The sequence below is a fragment of the Acetobacter lambici genome, assembly GCF_011516885.1.
GTDB classification, from domain to species: Bacteria; Pseudomonadota; Alphaproteobacteria; order Acetobacterales; family Acetobacteraceae; genus Acetobacter; species Acetobacter lambici.
On the sequence record NZ_WOTD01000012.1, the window covers coordinates 1 to 19,721 of the forward strand.

The 19,721-nt window shown below is 56.4% G+C and carries 19 protein-coding genes, 1 tRNA gene and 1 other RNA gene; 14 read left to right on the forward strand and 7 right to left on the reverse strand.

The genetic code is table 11. The features are described from left to right. The first annotated feature begins 135 nt into the window (after positions 1 to 135). Positions 136 to 1,887: a putative bifunctional diguanylate cyclase/phosphodiesterase gene (locus GOB86_RS07505; RefSeq protein WP_165991741.1), complete on the forward strand. Its 1,752-nt coding sequence runs from the start codon at positions 136 to 138 to the stop codon at positions 1,885 to 1,887. Positions 1,888 to 2,490: 603 nt separating this feature from the next. Here GOB86_RS07505 and GOB86_RS07510 read toward each other — a convergent pair. The 4 genes from GOB86_RS07510 to GOB86_RS07525 all read right to left on the reverse strand — a co-directional run bounded on the left by GOB86_RS07510 (position 2,491) and on the right by GOB86_RS07525 (position 4,474). Further along, entirely contained in the window at positions 2,491 to 2,823 is a 333-nt protein-coding gene (locus GOB86_RS07510; protein ID WP_165991742.1) for a type II toxin-antitoxin system PemK/MazF family toxin, read from the reverse strand. Continuing rightward, positions 2,820 to 3,077: an AbrB/MazE/SpoVT family DNA-binding domain-containing protein gene (locus GOB86_RS07515; RefSeq protein ID WP_165991743.1), complete on the reverse strand. Its 258-nt coding sequence runs from the start codon at positions 3,075 to 3,077 to the stop codon at positions 2,820 to 2,822. Before GOB86_RS07515 ends, GOB86_RS07510 begins: the two co-directional genes overlap by 4 nt. A 68-nt stretch (positions 3,078 to 3,145) precedes the next feature. Continuing rightward, complete coding sequence (locus tag GOB86_RS07520) at positions 3,146 to 4,261, reverse strand: tyrosine-type recombinase/integrase (RefSeq protein ID WP_165991744.1); 1,116 nt, start codon at positions 4,259 to 4,261, stop codon at positions 3,146 to 3,148. Between the two features lie 123 nt (positions 4,262 to 4,384). Next, a tRNA-Ser gene (locus GOB86_RS07525) sits at positions 4,385 to 4,474 on the reverse strand. A 479-nt stretch (positions 4,475 to 4,953) separates the two neighbouring features. On the opposite strand from GOB86_RS07525, the gene GOB86_RS07530 reads away from it, so the two are divergent. The 9 genes from GOB86_RS07530 to proB all read left to right on the forward strand — a co-directional run bounded on the left by GOB86_RS07530 (position 4,954) and on the right by proB (position 14,095). After that, the gene (locus GOB86_RS07530) at positions 4,954 to 6,111 is read left to right on the forward strand and encodes a CDP-glycerol glycerophosphotransferase family protein (protein ID WP_165991798.1); all 1,158 of its coding nucleotides are present in this window, start codon (positions 4,954 to 4,956) and stop codon (positions 6,109 to 6,111) included. A 76-nt stretch (positions 6,112 to 6,187) separates the two neighbouring features. Further along, positions 6,188 to 7,273, forward strand: a complete 1,086-nt coding sequence (locus tag GOB86_RS07535; RefSeq protein WP_165991745.1) for a glycosyltransferase — start codon at positions 6,188 to 6,190, stop codon at positions 7,271 to 7,273. A gap of 104 nt (positions 7,274 to 7,377) precedes the next feature. Continuing rightward, positions 7,378 to 8,505 (forward strand): hypothetical protein, encoded by a 1,128-nt coding sequence (locus GOB86_RS07540; protein ID WP_165991746.1) that lies wholly within the window; start codon positions 7,378 to 7,380, stop codon positions 8,503 to 8,505. A 326-nt stretch (positions 8,506 to 8,831) separates the two neighbouring features. After that, positions 8,832 to 9,947, forward strand: a complete 1,116-nt coding sequence (locus tag GOB86_RS07545; RefSeq protein ID WP_242012548.1) for a lipopolysaccharide biosynthesis protein — start codon at positions 8,832 to 8,834, stop codon at positions 9,945 to 9,947. Positions 9,948 to 10,000: 53 nt separating this feature from the next. Beyond that, on the forward strand, positions 10,001 to 10,927 hold the full coding sequence (locus GOB86_RS07550) for a glucosamine inositolphosphorylceramide transferase family protein (protein WP_165991747.1): 927 nt from the start codon (positions 10,001 to 10,003) through the stop codon (positions 10,925 to 10,927). Between the two features lie 220 nt (positions 10,928 to 11,147). After that, positions 11,148 to 11,462, forward strand: a complete 315-nt coding sequence (rplU, locus tag GOB86_RS07555) for a 50S ribosomal protein L21 (protein WP_025826492.1) — start codon at positions 11,148 to 11,150, stop codon at positions 11,460 to 11,462. A 52-nt stretch (positions 11,463 to 11,514) separates the two neighbouring features. Then, a complete protein-coding gene (gene rpmA / locus GOB86_RS07560; RefSeq protein ID WP_165991748.1) occupies positions 11,515 to 11,784 on the forward strand; it encodes a 50S ribosomal protein L27 in 270 nt (89 codons plus the stop codon). A 105-nt stretch (positions 11,785 to 11,889) separates the two neighbouring features. Next, positions 11,890 to 12,906 (forward strand): GTPase ObgE, encoded by a 1,017-nt coding sequence (obgE, locus tag GOB86_RS07565; protein ID WP_165991749.1) that lies wholly within the window; start codon positions 11,890 to 11,892, stop codon positions 12,904 to 12,906. A gap of 58 nt (positions 12,907 to 12,964) precedes the next feature. After that, the gene (proB, locus tag GOB86_RS07570) at positions 12,965 to 14,095 is read left to right on the forward strand and encodes a glutamate 5-kinase (protein WP_165991750.1); all 1,131 of its coding nucleotides are present in this window, start codon (positions 12,965 to 12,967) and stop codon (positions 14,093 to 14,095) included. 46 nt (positions 14,096 to 14,141) lie between these two features. Here proB and GOB86_RS07575 read toward each other — a convergent pair whose 3' ends face one another. Then, positions 14,142 to 14,807: a hypothetical protein gene (locus GOB86_RS07575; protein ID WP_165991751.1), complete on the reverse strand. Its 666-nt coding sequence runs from the start codon at positions 14,805 to 14,807 to the stop codon at positions 14,142 to 14,144. Positions 14,808 to 14,849: 42 nt separating this feature from the next. Beyond that, entirely contained in the window at positions 14,850 to 15,110 is a 261-nt protein-coding gene (locus tag GOB86_RS07580; RefSeq protein WP_059024266.1) for a DUF2312 domain-containing protein, read from the reverse strand. A 261-nt stretch (positions 15,111 to 15,371) separates the two neighbouring features. Between GOB86_RS07580 and zwf the strand changes: the two genes are divergently transcribed. Together zwf and GOB86_RS07590 are read left to right on the forward strand one after the other, a co-directional pair. Next, positions 15,372 to 16,844 carry a glucose-6-phosphate dehydrogenase gene (zwf, locus tag GOB86_RS07585; RefSeq protein WP_165991752.1) on the forward strand — a complete coding sequence of 491 codons (1,473 nt, stop codon included), beginning with the start codon at positions 15,372 to 15,374 and terminating at the stop codon, positions 16,842 to 16,844. Further along, on the forward strand, positions 16,841 to 17,311 hold the full coding sequence (locus GOB86_RS07590) for a hypothetical protein (protein ID WP_165991753.1): 471 nt from the start codon (positions 16,841 to 16,843) through the stop codon (positions 17,309 to 17,311). The genes zwf and GOB86_RS07590 overlap by 4 nt, the downstream gene beginning before the upstream one ends. A 30-nt stretch (positions 17,312 to 17,341) precedes the next feature. Here GOB86_RS07590 and GOB86_RS07595 read toward each other — a convergent pair whose 3' ends face one another. Beyond that, complete coding sequence (locus GOB86_RS07595) at positions 17,342 to 18,418, reverse strand: alpha/beta hydrolase (RefSeq protein ID WP_165991754.1); 1,077 nt, start codon at positions 18,416 to 18,418, stop codon at positions 17,342 to 17,344. Positions 18,419 to 18,514: 96 nt separating this feature from the next. On the opposite strand from GOB86_RS07595, the gene rnpB reads away from it, so the two are divergent. Next, positions 18,515 to 18,926: RNase P RNA component class A (rnpB, locus tag GOB86_RS07600), an RNA gene on the forward strand. Between the two features lie 312 nt (positions 18,927 to 19,238). Continuing rightward, positions 19,239 to 19,718 carry a division/cell wall cluster transcriptional repressor MraZ gene (gene mraZ / locus GOB86_RS07605; protein ID WP_165991755.1) on the forward strand — a complete coding sequence of 160 codons (480 nt, stop codon included), beginning with the start codon at positions 19,239 to 19,241 and terminating at the stop codon, positions 19,716 to 19,718. The last annotated feature ends 3 nt before the right edge of the window (positions 19,719 to 19,721 follow it).

The window sequence follows — 19,721 nt, forward strand, 5'->3', positions numbered from 1 at the left end:
AGGACGTGCAGGAGGTCGCAACACAATGGCTCTGGACATATAACCATGACAGACCCAACATGGGGAACAGCGGGCTAACCCCCGCCCAGAAACTAAAAACAGCTGCCTGAAGTCTCATTCAATGCCCGACTAAAAATGGGGGGATTACCGTATAATTTATCTCCAGAGAGAGCAGACAAATTTATCCGTTATGCTCTAGATTGCGCTGCTATTGTTGCTGTCACTGATGTTCGAGGAACAATTACTTTTGTTAATGAAAAATTCTGTGAAATCAGCGGTTATAGCCGCAACGAATTGATAGGAGCAAATCACCGAATTTTACGATCTGGCGTTCATGACGCTGAATTCTTCCGCTCAATGTATCATCAGATCGCGAATGGTCGTAATTGGCATGGAGAGATTTGCAATAAAAAGAAAAATGGCGAGATATACTGGGTTGATACGACTATTGTTCCACACGTTGCCGCGTCTGGAAAAGTTGACAGTTATACTGCAATTCGTTTCGATATCACGGAAAGAAAATGTGTTGAGGCCCAGTTGCGGGAAAGCCGCGAGCACCTTGAGATTGTTGCTAATCTCGACGTATTAACCGACCTGCCGAATAGACGGTATTTTCAGTCATACCTAGAAAAAATAATTGCAAAGAGAGCGGAAACAGGGAGATCTTTCTTCCTGGCGTTGATGGATATTGATTCTTTTAAGGAGGTTAATGATTCTTTCGGTCATGAGGATGGCGACCGTCTCCTAAGAACGGTTGGGATGCGCTTACGATCGATGGTCGATGATCATATTTTTGTTGCGCGACTTGGAGGCGATGAGTTTGGAGTTGTTTTTGACGAGACAGAAGAAGGTTTGGCCCGCGCTTTTTTTGAGACAATACTTCAGATGCTACGCGAGCCGATCAAGATCGCATCGGTAAACTGGCATGCTTCGTCAAGCATCGGTTATGCGACTTTTCCCGCTGATGGACGAGATACGACAAGTTTAGTCCGAGCCGCTGATCTCGCTCTCTATCGCGCAAAAGAATTGGGACGGGATAGAGTTGAAGAGTTTTATCCAGAACTTCTTTTGCAGTCTGAGAAAAGAACTCTCGCATTGCTTGAAATTGAAACGGGACTAAGGCGCGAGGATTTCCATTTCTCCTATCAGCCAATTATCTTCCGCGATAAAACTTATCCTGTTTCTTTTGAGGCGCTCATAAGGTGGCATCATCCTGAACGCGGCGTTATAATGCCGGGCGATTTTCAGGCGGGTCTCACTGATCCTGCGATGTCCGCGCTCATCGGGATATATATGCTGAATCGGGTATTTAGCGATATTAAAACGATGCTCGAAATGGGTCTCTCATTTCGTCGGGTGGGGATTAATCTCACAAACGCAGATTTTCGGTCTGACGCGTTTCTGGAACAATTCTTCAGCCTCTGTAAACAGACAGGAATTGGACCGGAGCATTTCTGCGTCGAGGTTACTGAAGGTATGTTCTTGGGACGCGAACAGAAACGAGTAGATCGTGGGTTAAGAAAACTTCATGCAGCAGGTGTAGAAATAGCACTGGATGATTTTGGAACCGGCTACGCATCTCTAACGCATCTCCAGGAAATTCCAATAGATCGATTGAAAATTGACCGCCGTTTTGTCTCACGCATTATAACTTCATCCGAAGACAGGGTTATTGTAAAAGGCGTCATTGATATTGCTCATGGATTAGGAAAAATAGTCACCGCTGAGGGTGTTGAAACGGCTGAGCAGGCGAAGATGCTCATCGATATGCGATGCGACTCGCTCCAGGGCTGGTATTTCAGTAAAGCATCCGACCTGATGTCGTTACCATCAGTTATGAACAAACTGACTGAGCAGCGAGCGTCACTTCATAAAGATAATTTCTGATTATATACATACGACAATTACTTTACACGAAACAATAATTCACCACCTAAGAAGGTCGGTAATTCTCATTCGGGGGAATCCATTCTTCATAAAACTGCATGCAGAAACTTGCAAAAAATCTTTTTCTGATTGCGTCATGATATGATCAAAACGGTGAGTGCTTGACCGCAACCCGTAAACCACCCTTTTTGACCCGTTCTTCAGGCCCGCAAGCTCCGGCGTTCAGGTCGGAGATAGGGCCGTTCCGGCGTTTCAGTCAGGTGTTCTTTGCTGTTTGATGCAAAAAGATGCAAAAACACAGTATTTCCACGCCTATAATCGTTGTCATCAGCCATAGATTGATGTTATCTTTTAGAGATGGCGGACATCAAAGCCGCGAAAAATATCCTACGGCGGGCGGACTGCCCGTTGAAGCCTGTGGAGGGACATCGCATCAGGCGACCCAATGAAGCAGGAAGCACCATAAGGGCGGCTTAATGCAAGCCCGGAATGGAACCATCGGCCTTCAGTCCGGTGAGCAGGTCAGGGTTCCGAAAGACTGACGGGGGAGCCTTGGGGGGCTGACGGCATCCCGGCTGCCGCCGGGATCGCGTCCACGTCATCTCACTCGAAGATCGTCACCACCTTCGCCAGAACCTCGTCCATGATTTCATCCGGTAAGGTCTCAACCAGCCGTCCATTCCTGGCGTTGATGTCCAGAACGCGGGGCTGATCGCACCGGATAATTCCTGTTGTCTCCGTTCCGCTTCCTGTCAGTGCCACAGCGAACCCCAGACGCCGCGCGAAGTCCCCGCCATTCGTGATGGGCAGGATGACGGGCAGGCGCGTGGCCCTATTGAAATCGTCGGGCGATACGATCAGGACTGGCCGGTATCCCTGCTGCTCCCGGCCCTCTGTCGGATCGAGACTGACCTTGTATATGTCGCCACGCTTCACAGAATCTCACCCCCGACCGCCGGGGCATCGACCCATTCGCGATCTTCCTGGGTGTGCGGCCCGGAATAGTCCGACGCGGCCAGCAGTTCGGCCATCGTGTATTTCGGCCGGGCTTTCGGTTCGACGACAAGGCGTCCCTCGGCCACGCTGATTGAGACCTTAGCCCCTGCGGACAGATGCAAGGTCTCAAGGACGGCGGGAGGGACGGCCATCATGACCGATCCGCCGACCTTGCGGAGATTGGTGGTGTGCATTGATCGCTCCTGGTTGGATAGATGTTATATTGAAATATAACATCCCCATGGAGACGCTTCAACGGTAATCAGCCTGGCGGCTTCATCTCTGCCTGCTTGTTCTTCCTCGCCGCCCGTCGCGCCCGGATGTCGTTTGCCCGTTCTTCCGGGTCAGGATTGTAATAGACTTTATGCAGCAGATTGACCGTCTTATGCCCCGTCGTCTTGGCCAAATCCATCGCGTCAACATGATCCTTCTTGAGTTCCGTAATTGCGACATGGCGTAAGTCGTGGAACGTGTATTTCTGGCTTAACCCGTCCGGTTGCTTCATAGCCCAGGCGACGGCGTCGGCGAATTCCCGTGTCACGGCATGGAGGGTGATACCGCCCGCGCACATTGGTTGATCAGGATCGCCGAACATCCAGCGATCATTCCGGCGCGGCAGGTTCAGCCTGATCTGTTTAATGACTGCTGCGGCTTCCTCGGTCAGCGGGACATCGCGAGATTCCCCGTTCTTCGTCTCAGGCAGATGGATATGCGTCTCGAAGACATGATCCCAATTTATCCGTCTGATCTCCGACTGACGCATCGCCGTCTCGATCGCGATTGACGTAATATAAGGGAGCCATTTCGGGCCACAAATACGGCAGGCTTCGATGAGTTTCGTATAATCAGATGCCGGCATGATAACCCGTCGCGCCGGGCGCATCTTCGGCCGCTTCAGACCTGAGATGGGGTTCGTGACTTTATATTGCCATTCGTTGATCGCGTATGAGAACACGGCGGACAGAGTGTTCATGGCGTTCGAGACTGTCGTCGGAGCCTTGCCCTCAGCGACCCGGCCATTTCGCCATTCGATAATGTGACTGGGCGAGATCGATGCAATCGGCAGGGACGACCATTCCTGTTCGCGCCACATCCGCAACACACTGGTTTCCTGGCGGGCGCCCTTTTTCGTCGGAGTGACCTCTTCTTCGTAACGCCGAAGCAGATCGAGAAGTGTCGTCTCTTTCTCTCTAAGGGGATCGACATACACACCGCCGTCGATTTCGGTAATCGTCTTCAGCCGGAAACGCTGGGCCTCGGCCAGACTATCGAATGTCTCGACGACATTGCGACCCTTCCGTGCGATCTTGACTTGATACTGCATCTCGCCGCGCAGATAGATGCCCGGCGCCACCTTTTTCCAGACAGCCTTCGCCATCGCCAAACCCTTTGTGCAAATTATCCCTGAACGGTCATTTGCACGGATTTGCACAATAAATAAGAGGTATTTTTTTCAGGACTAAATTTGCACAGCCATTTTAGGGCTGTTTTCTGCGATATTTGGCGGAGAGAGAGGGATTCGAACCCTCGGAACTATTGCTAGTTCAACGGTTTTCGAGACCGCCCCATTCGACCGCTCTGGCACCTCTCCGTGGGGATGCGTTATAGGTGTGCCGACACAAATACGCAAGCGCTGATCTGCAAAAGCATTATGGGGCATCCGACACCCCCCAGATCATGGCAAAACCTCCCCCGAACGCAGCACCTTACCCCCTCCACAAGCATTGATCACGCGCCCCTTGGGTAGACTGACGAAGCAGTCAAGATATGTGTCAAACATCCATATTAAGTGAGGGTTTGTGTGCTTGTTCAGACCCTTACCAGACATGTTTGCGTCTTGACGGTGTGCGTTATCTGGTGCAAGTGCAGCGGGCAATATTGATGTCTTTGCTAAACGCTGAATAGAATGAGGTGCGTGCCTGGCGACAGGATTGTGGTGCCCGCCTCCTCAGAGGAAAGAGCCGTAGCTTGACCTATGTGCCTGTGCAGCCATTTTTTTTTGATATGACAGATCATCAGGAACATCTTCCAGGCATGGGAAGTGGCCTTAAAGACGTGTCGGCACAGCAGATGCCGCCGCATAGCGCCCTGAAGCCGCTAAAAGTGGTTTTCCTCCTGATCGCACAGCCGCACCAGACGCTCCACTCCCTCCCGATTGCTTTTGAAATGGCGGCACGCCACCCCAATGTGGAAGTGCATGTTGCCTGCCCAACTCAGAGCCATCTGGACTATGCCCGCTCCCTTGGCCGGGTCTACCCGACGGCAAAGGTCATCTACGACCTGCTCCCTATTCCCGCATGGCTTGGCAAGTTAATCGAACGGAATGGCCCCGGTCCGATTGAAAGACTGGCCTCCCTGTTTTTCAGCCGCCGCTACTTCAAGCAGTTTCGGGCGGTTGTCGTGCCTGAGCGGACCTCGCTTTACCTCAAACGCATGGGGGTTACAGAGCCGCTTTATATCTGGACCCGCCACGGTGCGGGGGACCGGGCCATCGGATTTGCGGATGATATCAAGCAATTCGACTTTGTGCTCCTCTCTGGCAAAAAAGTGGAGGAGAGGCTACTTGAGCGCGGACTGATCACCCCCGGCGAATACTATATGGGGACCTACGCCAAGTTTGATATTGTGGAGCGCCTGCACAAGCAGCAGCCCCGTCTGTTTGATAACGACAAGCCGATTGTACTGTACAACCCGCATTTTTCACGCGGGCTGACATCGTGGCACCAGTTTGGTGAGTCAATCCTGAACTATTTTGCCAATCAGGATCATTACAATCTGATCTGCGCCCCACACTACCGCCTGTTCAACGGCCACAAAAAGCAGGCCGAAGCACTGGTCAAACGCTTTGCCAAGTATCCAAATATCCTGATCGATACAGGCAGCACCAGCAGCATAGACATGACCTACACCATGGCGGCCGACCTTTATCTGGGGGATGTCAGCAGTCAGGTTGCGGAATTCCTGATCCGGCCCCGGCCGTGCATTTTCCTCAATGCACATCACGCACACTGGCAGAACAATAAGGACTACCGGTTCTGGACGCTGGGGCAGGTCATTGATAGTCCAAGCGAGTTGGGCAAAGCGCTTTCCGCCGCCTTTACCCGTCAGGACGAGTTTGCGGACAAACAACGCGCCTATGTTGCAGAGACCTTTGAGCATCAGGACAAAGGACCAACATCCCCTGGTGCTGCGGATGCCATTGTCCGTTTTTTACAAAAAATGACCTAAGCTCTCGTTTCTCTTCAGGCATGCCAAGCATGCTTCTCCCTCGCCTATTGGTCAGATCCGTGCAAAACTCGCGCCGATGAAAATCGCATATATTATAAACTCCGTGGAAAGCGGTGGTGCGGCGCTGCCCGTTCCGGCAATTACAAAAGTCATGCGTGACGCCGGACACCATGTTGAGGTTTTTGCCCTCACACGGCGCAACGGTCTGGCCATTGAGCCTTTGCAGGATGCGGGTCTGACGCTCCATATCCGCCCCGGCACACGCAAGGACCACCTTGCCGCCCTGCGCTGGCTGAACCGGCAAATGCGATCCTACAAACCCGATGTGCTGTGGACATCCCTTAGCAGGGCCACGCTTCTGGGCCAGATGGTGGGTAAATGGCAGCATATTCCTGTAGTAAGCTGGCAGCATTCCGCACGGCTCAAGCCTTTTAACGCCGCCCTGCTCCGACACTTCAAAAACAGAAGCGCCCTGTGGGTGGCAGATTCCTCCTGCGTGGCGGAACAGACACGCCTCACCCTTGGCGTTACCCCGGACCATCTTGTGGAATGGCCTATTTTTCGGGCGGACCCGCACATGCCCACGGCAGCACCATGGCAGCCCGGCACGCCCGTGCGCATTGGCACGCTGGGCCGACTGCACCCGGTCAAGGGGTACGATACGCTGTGCGCGGCCATTGCCCTGCTCCAGACCCGGCCCGGCCTCCCCCCCTTTGAGGTACTGATCGGTGGGGAGGGAGAAGAGCGCCCCCACCTAGAAGACCTGATTGCGCGCGACGGGCTACCCATACAGATCCTTGGGCACATCAAGGACCCTTCGATTTTCCTGACCCAACTGCACCTCTACACCCAGCCCTCGCTCTGGGAAGGCTTCTGCCTTGCAGCACATGAGGCCATGCTGGCAGCCCTGCCCGTTGTTGCCTCTGATGCAGGGGAAATACCGTCTTCCATTACCCCCCAGACCGGGCGCATCGTGCCTCCTCAAAACATCACGGCGCTAGCGGATGCGCTGGAGGACCTGCTCAAACAGCCCGAACATCTGGCGGCCATGGGCCAACGCGCGCGCGCCAGCGTGCTGGCCCGCTTTGGTGCCCAGCAGTTTGACCAGATCGGTCAAAACATTCTGGCCCGTGTTGAGCAGATTGTGGCGAAAAACCATTAAAACAAAACCTTCTCCCCCAAAGCATGCACCTTATGCCATAAAGCCCACCCTTTATTGGAAAACAGAATTATAACGCCTTTTGGATTGAGCCAGAAAGAATAGCCGTGAAAATTGCCTTTATATACATTGCCGAACCATACCAGTGTTACCATACGGCAACCGTGGCAAGTGCTCTGGCCTCAATCCCCAACACGCAGGTTGTTGAATATTATAGCTTCCCCGAAACACCATTACACCTCCGCCGGATCAGGCATTCCCTGAACCTGCCCGACCTCCCCCAAAAACCCTTCCCCAAATCATGGAAAACAAAAGCGCTCAAGCATGCCAGACGCCATGACCAGGAGAGAACGCTTGTTCTGAAGGAAAATATTGAGGAACTGAACAGGTATGATGCGGTTATTGCGACAGAGTACTCAGCCGGTATTTTAAAAAAAATGGGGCTGACCAAACCAAAGCTCATTCTGCTTATGCATGGGGCTGCGGGGCGCTACGTCAAAGACCAGTATCTTGTGCCCGAGTTTGATCTGGTACTGCTCTCTGGCGCCAAAGAAGAAGCTTTTTTTGAAAGTCGGGGATTACTGGCGCACAATAGCGGAAGAATTATCGGCTATCCAAAGTTCGACGTTTTTGCCGCCATGCGTCACGACAACACCATTCATTTTGAAAATGGCCACCTCTTTGCGCTCTACAACCCCCATTGCCAGCGCGCGCTTACCTCCGCCTCAAAATGGATGATGCCGCTTATTCAGGGCTTTCGGGCGCAGATAAACAAGCCCGATGGGTATAATCTGGTCGTCGCACCCCACATCAAAATGTTTCACAAAGGCTTTGGGTTCAAAGAGCGCGCGCTCAAACGCCAGCAAGGGCCGGGCATTCTGGTGGATACCGGCTCGCCCGCCATGCTGGACATGACATATACATCCCAAGCAGCACTCTATATTGGGGATGTCAGCAGCCAGATTTACGAGTTTCTCGCCATTCCCCGCCCCTGTGTGTTTTTAAACCCCCGCAAAATTCCGTGGAAGAATGATCCGCATTTTGTGTACTGGACCTTGGGGGATGTCGTGGACAATATTCACGACCTTATGCCCACCATAGCCAATGCGGCAAAGCGCCACGCCTTATACCGCCCGGCTCAGGAAAAGTTCTTTCAGGAGGCATTTGGCACTTCACTCCTTGGCGCATCGCAGCGCGGGGCTAAAGCCATCATGCAGTATCTGACCGCCTCCTGAGCACGCTTTGCGCCACCGTGCGCGTATGCACCACGCGGTAGCTCTTTTACGCCCTGTATGAATCAGACCTCAACGCACGTCCCCAACATCAGAGGTTCAGTCATGGACAAATTTGCAGGTTTGTGGTCGACACCCTGATGGCCAGCGACAAATCAATCTTTAGCAGCATCTTCCGCAATGTGGGTTTTCTTACCGCAGGGCGCATTGGCAACGCCTTATGCAGCTTCATATACATTTCTCTTGCAGTGCGAACGCTGGGGCTGGCGGACTTTGGGCTCCTTATACTTATTCATTCGCTTGCCTCCGCTTCCTCCATGGTGTCCCGCATGCAGTCTTGGCAGACGCTGATCCACTTTGGAAGCGAGGCCTTCGCTAGCAAGGACATGCCGCTGCTCAGGAAGATTATTGGTTTTTCAATCCGGCTGGATACGCTGTCCGCCACCATTGCCTTAACTCTGGGAATAGCGCTGGCCCTGATCTATGGCGCCATCGCGGGCTGGTCACAACATATTATAATGCTAGCCCTACTCTATGCTTTTTGTAGTCCGTTCATGTACACCGGATGGTCAAACGGCATATTACGTCTGTCTGGAAAATTCCACGCGGCCCCTATTATGGATTTCCTTGCCTCAGCTTTTCAGACATCCGCAACCTTTGTTGGCTACAAACTCCACTATACTTTGGGTTACTTCCTGCTTATCTGGGGCTTAACACGGGTTATCGACTACACGGCATCTGTCTGCTTTGCCCTGTCTTCCATGAAAATGAACATTATCAAAATCTATGTTCATGCCTTCCAGACCCGTAAGTGGCACCTGCCGGGAATGTGGGCCTTTACCCGCAATGTCACCTTGAACCAGACACTGGGGTCTATCTCCGGTCAGGTTGCAACCCTGATCATCGGGGGGCATCTGGGACCAGCCGATGCCGCCATTTTCAGGGTCTCCCGCCAGATTGCGGATGGCATGGCCACACCGGCACAGCTCCTGACCCCGGTTCTGTACCCCGAGCTGATTAAAATGCGGGATCAGAACAACTGGAGAGGCTTGAAAAAACTGACATTTATCATGTTTTCTTCCCTCCTGTTTCTGTCCTCACTCCTGATTATTCTCTCCTTTTTTTCAGGAGGGAAAATATTCTCCTTTATGTTCCATGAGACCGTTTCCAATTCATCGCTGTATATTTCCATGATGCTGGTTGCCACAGCCTGTAACCTGCTTCTGGTGCCACTGGACCCTTTGTTGACGGTTATGAACCGTGTGCGCTTTTTAACCATCAACAGAACCATTATTACGCTGCTGTATTTTCCACTTCTCTATGTATTCACCAGCCAAATGGGGCTTTACGGCGCGTGCATTGCCACCGTGCTGTCCAGTGCGGCTGTTCTGCTCTCGCGCTTTGTGGGGATATGGCTTTTCAGGTCTGATTTCAGAACCCGATAAACAAGCAGGCGCAACGGCTTTACCCCTTTGCCACAAGATCAGGGACATTCACCATGGGACTGCGCAAAGACATCTGGCGTGTGGGCATTGTAAGCAGCCCGCTCCAGCATATTCTGACGCAAGGCACGCTTGAAGGACTGCCGGTTGTGTGGACCCCGCCCATGCGCCGCTTCTGCTTTCGGGCCGACCCGTTCGGCCTGTGGCGGGATGGCAGGCTCCATGTTTTTGTCGAGGATTACGACTACCGCGTACGCATAGGCTCCATAGACGTTTTTATCTATGATGAGGCCCTACGCCTGCTGGAACAGCGCAAGGTGCTCCAGACACCGTGGCACCTCTCCTACCCTTATGTTTTTGAGGCCGAAGGCCAGACATGGATGCTGCCAGAGGCTTTTCGCTCTGGCAGGCTCACGCTCTATCGCTGCAAGCACTTCCCCGACCAGTGGGAGGAAGCAAGCGTTATTGATCTGGGTGATGACATTGCCATAGACGCCACACCTTTTTTCCATGACGGGTTGTGGTGGCTGTTCTACGTGCCCGCCCGATGCCGCGCCGCCCCCGTGGGGGAGTTACATCTGGCCTATGCGCCCAGCCTGTCTGGCCCATGGCAGCGCCACCATGCCAACCCCGTCCGGTTGGATAGCGCCAGCACCCGCCCCGGCGGCACCCCCTGCGTGCTGGACGGCAAAGTCGTGCTCCCGGTGCAGGACTGCACACAGACATATGGTGGCGCCATCCGCCCCCTGACCTTTGACACACTCACGCCAGACAGGGTTGTTACCCACGCAGGCGCACCCATTGGCAGACCCGCCAGCTATGCCCCCTATACAGAGGGAATGCATACGCTCGCAGGTGTTGGCCCCGTCACACTGATTGACGCTAAATATACGGACCTCTCGGCCTATGGGATCGGGCTACAGGCATGGCGGGAGGTCAGGCAGTTTTCATCCAGACTCTTCTTCCACAACAAGCGGCAATAAGGGCACACCACCTGATACAAACGGCCGGGTGCCGCCAAAATTGTGCCAGAGTGCAAGTTCTTTGTTGACGCGGCTGCGAGTCTGCCAGTAAAAGCTCCGCTGATCCACGCAGATGGAAGCATGCCGTGCAAAGTTGCGGCCAAAGAACAAAAAGCGAGCTGATCTTTCGCCTGTGCCCAAGGTGCCGCGAGGGTCAAGAGATCGGAAAGAGAGACAGTTTATGTTCGCAGTTATCCGCACTGGCGGCAAACAGTACCGGGTTGAGCCCAACATGGTGCTGAAGGTTGAAAAGCTGGAAGTCGAAGCCGGCTCCACCATCACCTTTGATGACGTTCTGGCCGTTGGTGGCGAGAGCGGCACAACCATTGGCGCTCCCACAGTAGCTGGCGCAAAGGTAACGGCTACCGTTATCGCTCAGGACCGCCTCAAGAAGGTCATTATCTTCAAGAAGCGCCGTCGGCAGAACAGCCGCCGCAAAAACGGCCACCGTCAGCCGGTTACCGTTCTGCGCATTCAGGAAATTAACGCCGCCTGATTTTCCCCCCAAGGGGAATAACAGGTTGGTCAGACCACGGAGGACTTAGGTCATGGCACAAAAAAAAGCTGGCGGTTCATCCCGTAACGGGCGCGATAGCGCCGGACGCCGCCTTGGTGTAAAAAAGTTTGGTGGCGAGCAGGTTATTGCTGGCAACATCATCATTCGCCAGCGTGGCACAAAGGTAAAGGCTGGCGTTGGCGTTGGCGTTGGCCGCGACCACACGCTGTTTGCCCTGATCCCGGGCAATGTGCGTTTTGAACGCCGTGCGGAAGGCCGCGTCCACGTTTCTGTTGACGCGCTGCCCCTCGCAGCCGAATAAGCAGGCTGGTTTTTTCCAGTCTATGTTTTAGCGTAGCTGGAACGCAAAACAGGGCCGGGCCGGAAGGTTCGGCCCTTTTTCGTGTTCCGGGGCGGAAGGTATGTCATGAAGTTTCTAGACCAGGCTAAAATCTACGTTCGCTCAGGCGACGGTGGAGATGGTGTGACAGCCTTCCGTCGGGAAAAATACATCGAATTCGGCGGCCCCGATGGCGGCAATGGCGGGCGTGGGGGCGACATTATTTTCGAGGCTGTTCCCAACCTGAACACGCTGATCGATTTTCGTTACACGCAGCATTTTCGCGCCCGCAAGGGCGGCAATGGCGCAGGCTCCGACCGTACGGGGGCCGCCTCCCCCGCCGTTGTCATCAAGGTGCCTATTGGCACCCAGATCATGGATGATGACCGCGAGACCCTGCTGGCCGATCTGGACGAGGCAGGCAAGCGCGTAACCCTGTGCCGTGGTGGCGATGGCGGCTACGGCAACGCCAATTACAAAAGCAGCACCAACCGCGCCCCCCGCCGCTCGGACAAAGGCTGGCCGGGCGAGGAACGCTGGGTATGGTTGCGCCTTAAACTAATTGCGGATGTGGGACTTGTGGGCCTGCCCAATGCTGGCAAATCCACCTTTTTGTCCGTTGTCTCTGCCGCCCGCCCCAAAATTGCCGACTACCCCTTTACCACCCTGCATCCCCAGTTGGGGGTTGTACGCCTGTCCATGACTGAAGAGTTTGTGGTGGCAGACATTCCGGGGCTGATTGAAGGCGCGCATGAGGGGACGGGGCTGGGCGACCGCTTTTTGGGCCATGTGGAACGTTGCGCCGTGCTGCTGCACCTGATTGATGGCGCGGCAGGCAGCGTGGTGGATACATGGCGCACCATCCGCCACGAACTGGCAGCCTATGGTGGCGGTCTGGCCGAAAAGCCGGAAATTATTGCCCTGAACAAAACCGATGCCATGACCCCGCGTGAGGCATCGGCCCGCCGTGCGGCCCTACAGAAAGCCAGCGGCGCTCCTGTACTCCTGATCTCGGCTGTAACAAGACAGGGCGTGCCCGAACTGCTACGCCTTTTGCAGGACACGGTAACAGCCGCCCGCAAGGACGCGCAGGCCAAATCCTGATCCATCATTCCGCAATGCCATAGCTGGAGGGGGGAGCATCCCCCCAACGGATGAGCCCATGACCACAGACAGTCCCCACCCTTCTCTCCTGCGTGCAAAAAGGCTGGTTATCAAAATCGGCAGCGCTCTGGTTGTGGACCCGCAAAAAGCCGCCCCACGGCAGGAGTGGCTGGCAAGCGTTGCGGCGGATATAGCCGTTTTGCGCAAACAGGGTGTGGCGGTCAGCGTTGTCTCCTCCGGGGCCATTGCACTTGCACGGCACACGCTGGGCCTGACAGGTGGCCCCCTACGGCTGGCAGAAAAGCAGGCTGCGGCCGCTGTGGGCCAGATCAGCCTTGCACAGGCATGGAGCCATGCCCTGTCCGCCCACGGGCTGACTGCGGCCCAACTGCTGCTCACCCCCGAGGATACGGAAGACCGCAAGCGCTACCTGAACGCCCGCGCCACCCTGAACACCCTGCTGGAACTGGGGTGTGTTCCGGTTATTAACGAGAACGACACCATTGCCACGGCCGAGATCCGCTTTGGGGATAACGACCGCCTTGCCGCCCGCGTTGCGCAGATGACCGACGCGGACCAGCTTGTGCTGCTGTCCGATATTGACGGGTTATACACCGCCGACCCACGCACCAACCCCAACGCACAACACCTGCCGATAATTGAGAGCCTGACACCCGAGGTTGAAGCCATGGGGGGTGAACCCCCACCGGGTTATTCCTCGGGCGGCATGCGCACCAAGCTGCTGGCGGCCAATATTGCCACACGCTCGGGCTGTGCCATGGCCATTGCCATTGGCAAAACCATGCACCCGCTGCAAGCCCTTATGGATGGGGCACGCTGCTCGTGGTTTTTGCCCCAGAGCAATGGGCATACGGGCCGCAAGCAATGGATTGCTGGCAGCCTGAACCCCACGGGTGAAATCACGGTGGATGCCGGGGCCGTAGAAGCCCTGCGCAAGGGCGGCTCGTTACTGCCCGCAGGCGTTCTGCATGTGCAGGGCAGCTTTACGCAGGGTGATCTGGTGGAGGTGGTGGATTCCAGCGGGCGCATACTCGCCCACGGCCTTGCATCCTACGATGCGGATGACGCACGCCGCATAGCCGGGCACCATTCCAGCGAGACAGCCAGCATTCTGGGCTGGCAGGGCCGCGACGAGATCATCCATCGTGATGACCTTGTGATGCTCTGAGCCAGCAGGCTCAGGCACCCATGGGCTACCCCCGCAACACCTAACGTTATGGCTTGTTGCGGGAGGGAAAATGCAACACCGGCTCCGAACGGCCAGTATGATCATCATACCGCGCATCGGATACGGGTGAGCGGGGTTGTCCACCCCCATCGCGTGAAAAATCGGGCCTGTAGGCCTCCTGATTAGCGTCTGGCGCTCTTTGGCGGCGCAGGATTTCAGCCCCGGTTACGGGCTGTTCGTCCTCTTCCTCATGCCAGGGCATGCGTTTGGCCGGGGGGGGCTTGTAGGGGTCGGCATCCATATGTGGAGCGGGGGGGGCTTCCTGCCTTGCCTCGTATGCATCCGACACCCTTGGGGCCCGCAGTTCGGCAAAAACGGGCATGCTCCGTGGGGTGGATGGTTTTTCCACCACGGGGGGGCGTACCTCCTCCACCACGGGCCTGTCCTCGCTCGCTGCACGGCGGGCAAAGGGGAGCGGGGCTTCCGCTGCACTCTGTGCGTACCCGGCGGGGGCCGCACTGCCCTGCATGGCGCGCGAGCGCATTTCCGCCTGAAGTTCCTCCAACTGGAGGGAGAGTTCAGCCAGCCTGCTTTTGACGCCAAAAACAGCAAAAGGCATCATCATAAACGCAAGCCCGAACACAATGCCAACCGCCAAAACCAGCAACTGGCCCCATAGCGGTACCCATTCGGGAAAAGACAATGTCATCATCAAAAGCCGTCCCGACCTTGTGTTGCGCCTGCGCGGATGATCTTACATGCCCAGAGCACGGCGGTAGATGTCCAGCAGGGTTTCCTGCTCTTCCACTTCCGAAGGCTCCTGTTTGCGCAGGCGAATAATCTGGCGGATGACCTTAACATCAAACCCGGCCGATTTGGCCTCGGTAAAAATGTCCTTGATATCGCCAGCTAGCGCCTTGCGCTCTTCCTCGAGCCGTTCAACCCGTTCGATAATGCTTCTCAGACGGTCTGCGGCAATGCCGCCTACTGCTGCGTCTTCTTGTTCGCCATCCATGTTCGGCTCCCTTTAGTTGCGCATCGTATCTCAGGCCCATGAATCCGGGCGAACAAAACCCGTATCCTGCTGCTAGCCAAAGGCGCGGGCTTATCGTGCCGCGTGCATGTGGTCAATGATCACACACCATTCTAGCCCTTGCAAACACGTCCTGAGCCTTCCATAAGCGGAGCAGCCTTTGTGCGTTGTGGCGTGCCTGCGCCTGCAAACGCCTTTATTGACGGCGGCCCTGCCAACCACCCCTGCGGGAATGTTTTTTCCATGGCTCTTGTCAATCACACGGGACCTTTTGATTTTGTTATTTTTGGCGCAACGGGCGACCTGTCGCGCCGCAAGCTGCTCCCTGCTTTTTTGCGCCGCTTCCATGCGCAGGAATTCAGCGATGACGCCCAGATTATCTGCGTTGCCCGCACTGAGCTGAATACGGAGCAGTTCCGTGAACAGATCGAGGCCGCCCTGCGTGAATTCGCGCCCGAGACCGCGCAGGACGAGCAGACCCTGCACCATTTTCTGGGCCTGCTGACCTACATCACGCTTGATGCGCTCAAACCCGGCGGGGACTGGCAGATACTGCGCACCCTGCTGGCCGCCAACGACCGCCCCCGTGTGTTTTACCTTGCCACGGCTCCCGCACTATACTCCCCGCTCTGCGAGGCACTGGCCCACCATGACCTGATTAACCAGCACTCCCGCGTGGTGCTGGAAAAACCCATTGGCATCAATCTGGAAACCGCACGCGCCATCAACCACGGCGTGGGGAAGTTTTTCCCCGAAGAGTCCATCTACCGTATTGACCATTATCTGGGAAAAGAAGGGGTGCAGAACATTCTGGCCCTGCGCTTTGCCAACCCGGCACTGGAAAAACTGTGGTCGTCCGAGGCCATAGCCCATGTGCAGATCACGGCGGCCGAAACCGTGGGCGTTGGCAGCCGAGGGTCCTACTACGATGAATCGGGTGCTCTGCGTGACATGGTGCAGAACCACCTGTTGCAGGTCCTGTGCATGGTAGCCATGGATGCCCCGGCCTCCCTCGGCTCCGATGACCTGCGCAACGAAAAGCTGAAAGTGCTGAACGCCCTGCGCCCCATGACGCCGGACATGGTACGCCGCAACGTTATTCGCGGGCAGTACGTGGCAGGCGAGATGAAGCGCAAGGACGTGCCCGGCTATAACGAGGACCTTGGCACGGGCCGGGCCAGCAACACGGAAACCTTTGTGGCCATCCGCACCAAAATCCGCACCGCGCGCTGGGGGCACACTCCGTTCTACCTGCGCACCGGCAAGCGGCTGGCCACCAAAACCACCGAAATTGTTATTCAGTTCCGCCCGCAGGTCTGGCCGATCTTTACCAACATGCCCTCCCCGGGGCGGCTGGTCATCCGGATTGCCCCGCATGAGGAACTCTCGTTTGTCATGGCGGTGCGTGATCCGGGAGCCGGGGGTTTTCGCGTGCGCAATGCGACCCTTGGCATGTCGTACGAAAACGCGTTTTCGGTCACGTATCAGGACTCATACGAACGGCTTTTGCTGGACGCGGTCCGCGGCGACCCCGCCCTGTTCATCCGCCGCGATGAGGTTGAAGCCTCGTGGCAGTGGATCGAACCCATCCTTAATTCATGGCGGCATGCCATGACCCCGCTTGAACCCTACCCCGCCGGGAGCTGGGGCCCTGCCTCCACCCGGTCCCTGCTGGCCCGTGACGGCGCCCTGTGGCACGAAGATATGCTGACATGACAGATACCAACAAAACCCCTGCCCCCAAGCCCTCCGCCACGGGGCCAAAGCGCGGCCCGTTTGCCCAGCGGACCCTGCGCCAGCATGTGCTGCGCAGGCTGGCCATGGTGCTGCCGCTTACGCTGCTTATGATCGTATTGGCAAAAAGTGGCATACTGGAACGCATGGTGGACCGGTACACGTTTTCGGCCCAGAGCTGGTACGAGGATACGGCCCTGATCCAGCACCTGCGCCTGAAGGTGACACAGAACGGCATGACGCACGACAAGCCCGAATGCCTGCTGTTTGTGGTGAACGGTAACGACCAGCCCACCGCATCACGCATTGACGTGATGGAAAAAAGCACTGGCTCCTGCCCCGCCCCCAAGGGAGAACTGAACAAACTGTTCACCCTCAAGGTAGACCGCATGAACCGGATTGTCCTCTCCGATCAGGGCTCGCCCGGCCTGTTCCACCCCATTCCCTGACCACACCACGCCACCCGCCGCGCGCTCTGTTTACGCGCGGGTGGCAAAAGCCCTGCGCAGGGCACGCCCGCCAAGGCGCAATGCCGACTTGCCGTGGGGCATGAGTGCATAAAAGTTGAGGAACGCATGCAAGGTGCCGGGGTAGCAGTGGTACAGCACTGGCACTCCAGCGTCCTTAAGGGCTGATGCATAGGCCTGCCCCTCATCCCGCATGGGGTCACATTCCGCCGTAACAATAACCGCCGGAGCCAGTCCACCCAGATCAACCGTATGCCCGGGCACAAAGCGGGGGTGCGTCCAGTCCTCCTCACGCTGGATATACTGGGCGGCATACCACTCCATGGACCGGCGGGAGAGAAAATACCCCTCCTCGTACGTGGTCTGCGATGGCAGGTTATTGCGGCCATAAAGTGATGGATAATACAGCAGTTGCAAAGCCGGGTTGGGGCAGTGGCCCGCCCGCCCATCCTGCGCCAGCACGGCCGCCAGATTCCCCCCCGCACTATCCCCCGCAACCGCCACCTGCCCACCCCAGTAACGGACGGATGCACCAGCCAGCCAGCCCAATGCCGCGTGGGCATCCTCCACGGCGGCGGGAAAAGGGTTTTCGGGTGCCAAAGCGTAATCGGGCAGGAGCACCGCAGCCCCCGCTGCCCGCGCAAGGCGGCAGCATATGCCGTGGTGGGAGTTCAGGCCGCAATGCACAAAGCCACCCCCATGCAGGTACAGCACGGCCCCACGCACGCGCCCATGCGGAATGTACAGTCGCGCGGCTAACGGCCCCGTAGCCCTCGGCACTTCCACAGTAACGACCTTGCGCAACGGCAGGGAAGACAGGCGCTGCGGAAAGGATGGAGTGTCCATGGCCTTACGCAGCACGCGCAAAAAATGCTGCTGCGGGTCAGGCTGCGTAGGCGCATGGGGGGGAGCCTGCCTTGCGGGCCGGACCTCATCAGCCCCCGTGTGCTCATCAGTCCGGGCCGTATGACGGCTGGCGTGGCGCTTTTTGCGCTGCTCCTGCCAGCGAATACCCCTTAGCAGCAACCGCGATGGCAGATTAGGCCGAAGTGGGGTGGAAACGGAGGTGGGAACCAAAAAATCTGACATGTGCGTATGATGTGCATTCTTATCTGCTCCTGCCAAGAGCGCTTTTCCACCACAAAGCCCTTGACCTGTGCCTGCCGCCAACGCAGGGTGCGCGGGCCAGACGGTCGGACGGTCGCTGTTATGCGCTTTTGTGCATGATGGAGGAAAGTCCGGGCTCCACGGGAAGAACGGTGCCGGTTAACGGCCGGCGAGGGCGACCTCAGGGAAAGTGCCACAGAAAACAGACCGCCTTCCGGGTTCCTGCCATGGGAAACCATGGGACGGGCTGAAGGTAAGGGTGAAACGGTGCGGTAAGAGCGCACCGCTCCGCTGGTAACAGGGGAGGCACGGCAAACCCCACCGGGAGCAAGACCGAATAGGAACGGCAGAAACTTTCGGGTTTCGGGGGTTCTCCCGCCCCGTCGTTCGGGTTGGTCGCGTGAGGCATGTTGCAAGACATGTCCCAGAGGAATGATCGTCCAGGCCCTTTTGGGCTAGACAGAACCCGGCTTACAGACCGTCTGGCATTTTCCCCCATTCCCCCTTTATTCCCATCCCGCGTGGGGGCGTTTGCATGCCCTTTTTACTGCAAAAGAACATAACAAGAACAGATAATGTCTTTCCCTTGTTCGATTCTGTTCGATCAATACATAGCAGCGACTCTCGAGCGAAGTATGAATACTTTATAAACGGCGGTTTTCTGCTGTTTTTTCTTCTCTTTTAATTTGCGTCCCATGCTATCCCATGCTATCCCACGGCAGACCATAAAAATGGTTGCGGTCCCATGTTCCCCGCTCCCCACGGAACAGAAACCATTGGCTCAAAAGGACTTCTGAACTTCGTGAGTGTTTTCCTCGGCACGCATGAAAATCGATTCGACGCAAAAGGACGCGTCTCGATTCCTGCTGGGTTCCGCTCCGTTCTTAAGTCACAGCAAAAGGAAGGCGACGCGCTGGTGATTCTCCGCCCCTCCCATACGCTGCCCTGCATCGAGGCATGGCCAGCTGTGGCCTTTGCCCGCCTGACCGAGCCACTGGACCGTCTGGACATGTTTTCCGACGAGCATGACGACCTTGCCGCCGCCATTTACGCCGATGCCTACCCCATGGACCCCGACCGCGAAGGCCGACTGATGTTGCCCGACTTCCTGCGTGACCATGCAGGCCTACAGGATGGCGCAACGGCCGCATTTATGGGTGTTGGCCGTATTTTTCAGATCTGGGAGCCAGAAGCCGCGCGCCTGCGCCGGGCCGAGGCCCGCCAGAAGTCCCGCCGTGTCACCATTCCCGCGGCCCCGCAGAACAGCCAGAGGGAAGACTAGGCC

Bases quoted from the DNA above. Each gene is read 5' to 3' on its own strand.
- GOB86_RS07505 (WP_165991741.1), top strand. From the start codon at position 136: ATGGGGGGATTACCGTATAATTTATCTCCAGAGAGAGCAGACAAATTT.
- GOB86_RS07515 (WP_165991743.1), bottom strand. From the start codon at position 3,077: ATGCACACCACCAATCTCCGCAAGGTCGGCGGATCGGTCATGATGGCC.
- GOB86_RS07520 (WP_165991744.1), bottom strand. From the start codon at position 4,261: ATGGCGAAGGCTGTCTGGAAAAAGGTGGCGCCGGGCATCTATCTGCGC.
- GOB86_RS07530 (WP_165991798.1), top strand. From the start codon at position 4,954: ATGCCGCCGCATAGCGCCCTGAAGCCGCTAAAAGTGGTTTTCCTCCTG.
- GOB86_RS07535 (WP_165991745.1), top strand. From the start codon at position 6,188: ATGAAAATCGCATATATTATAAACTCCGTGGAAAGCGGTGGTGCGGCG.
- GOB86_RS07545 (WP_242012548.1), top strand. From the start codon at position 8,832: ATGCAGTCTTGGCAGACGCTGATCCACTTTGGAAGCGAGGCCTTCGCT.
- GOB86_RS07550 (WP_165991747.1), top strand. From the start codon at position 10,001: ATGGGACTGCGCAAAGACATCTGGCGTGTGGGCATTGTAAGCAGCCCG.
- rplU (WP_025826492.1), top strand. From the start codon at position 11,148: ATGTTCGCAGTTATCCGCACTGGCGGCAAACAGTACCGGGTTGAGCCC.
- rpmA (WP_165991748.1), top strand. From the start codon at position 11,515: ATGGCACAAAAAAAAGCTGGCGGTTCATCCCGTAACGGGCGCGATAGC.
- obgE (WP_165991749.1), top strand. From the start codon at position 11,890: ATGAAGTTTCTAGACCAGGCTAAAATCTACGTTCGCTCAGGCGACGGT.
- proB (WP_165991750.1), top strand. From the start codon at position 12,965: ATGACCACAGACAGTCCCCACCCTTCTCTCCTGCGTGCAAAAAGGCTG.
- GOB86_RS07575 (WP_165991751.1), bottom strand. From the start codon at position 14,807: ATGATGACATTGTCTTTTCCCGAATGGGTACCGCTATGGGGCCAGTTG.
- GOB86_RS07580 (WP_059024266.1), bottom strand. From the start codon at position 15,110: ATGGATGGCGAACAAGAAGACGCAGCAGTAGGCGGCATTGCCGCAGAC.
- zwf (WP_165991752.1), top strand. From the start codon at position 15,372: ATGGCTCTTGTCAATCACACGGGACCTTTTGATTTTGTTATTTTTGGC.
- GOB86_RS07590 (WP_165991753.1), top strand. From the start codon at position 16,841: ATGACAGATACCAACAAAACCCCTGCCCCCAAGCCCTCCGCCACGGGG.
- GOB86_RS07595 (WP_165991754.1), bottom strand. From the start codon at position 18,418: ATGTCAGATTTTTTGGTTCCCACCTCCGTTTCCACCCCACTTCGGCCT.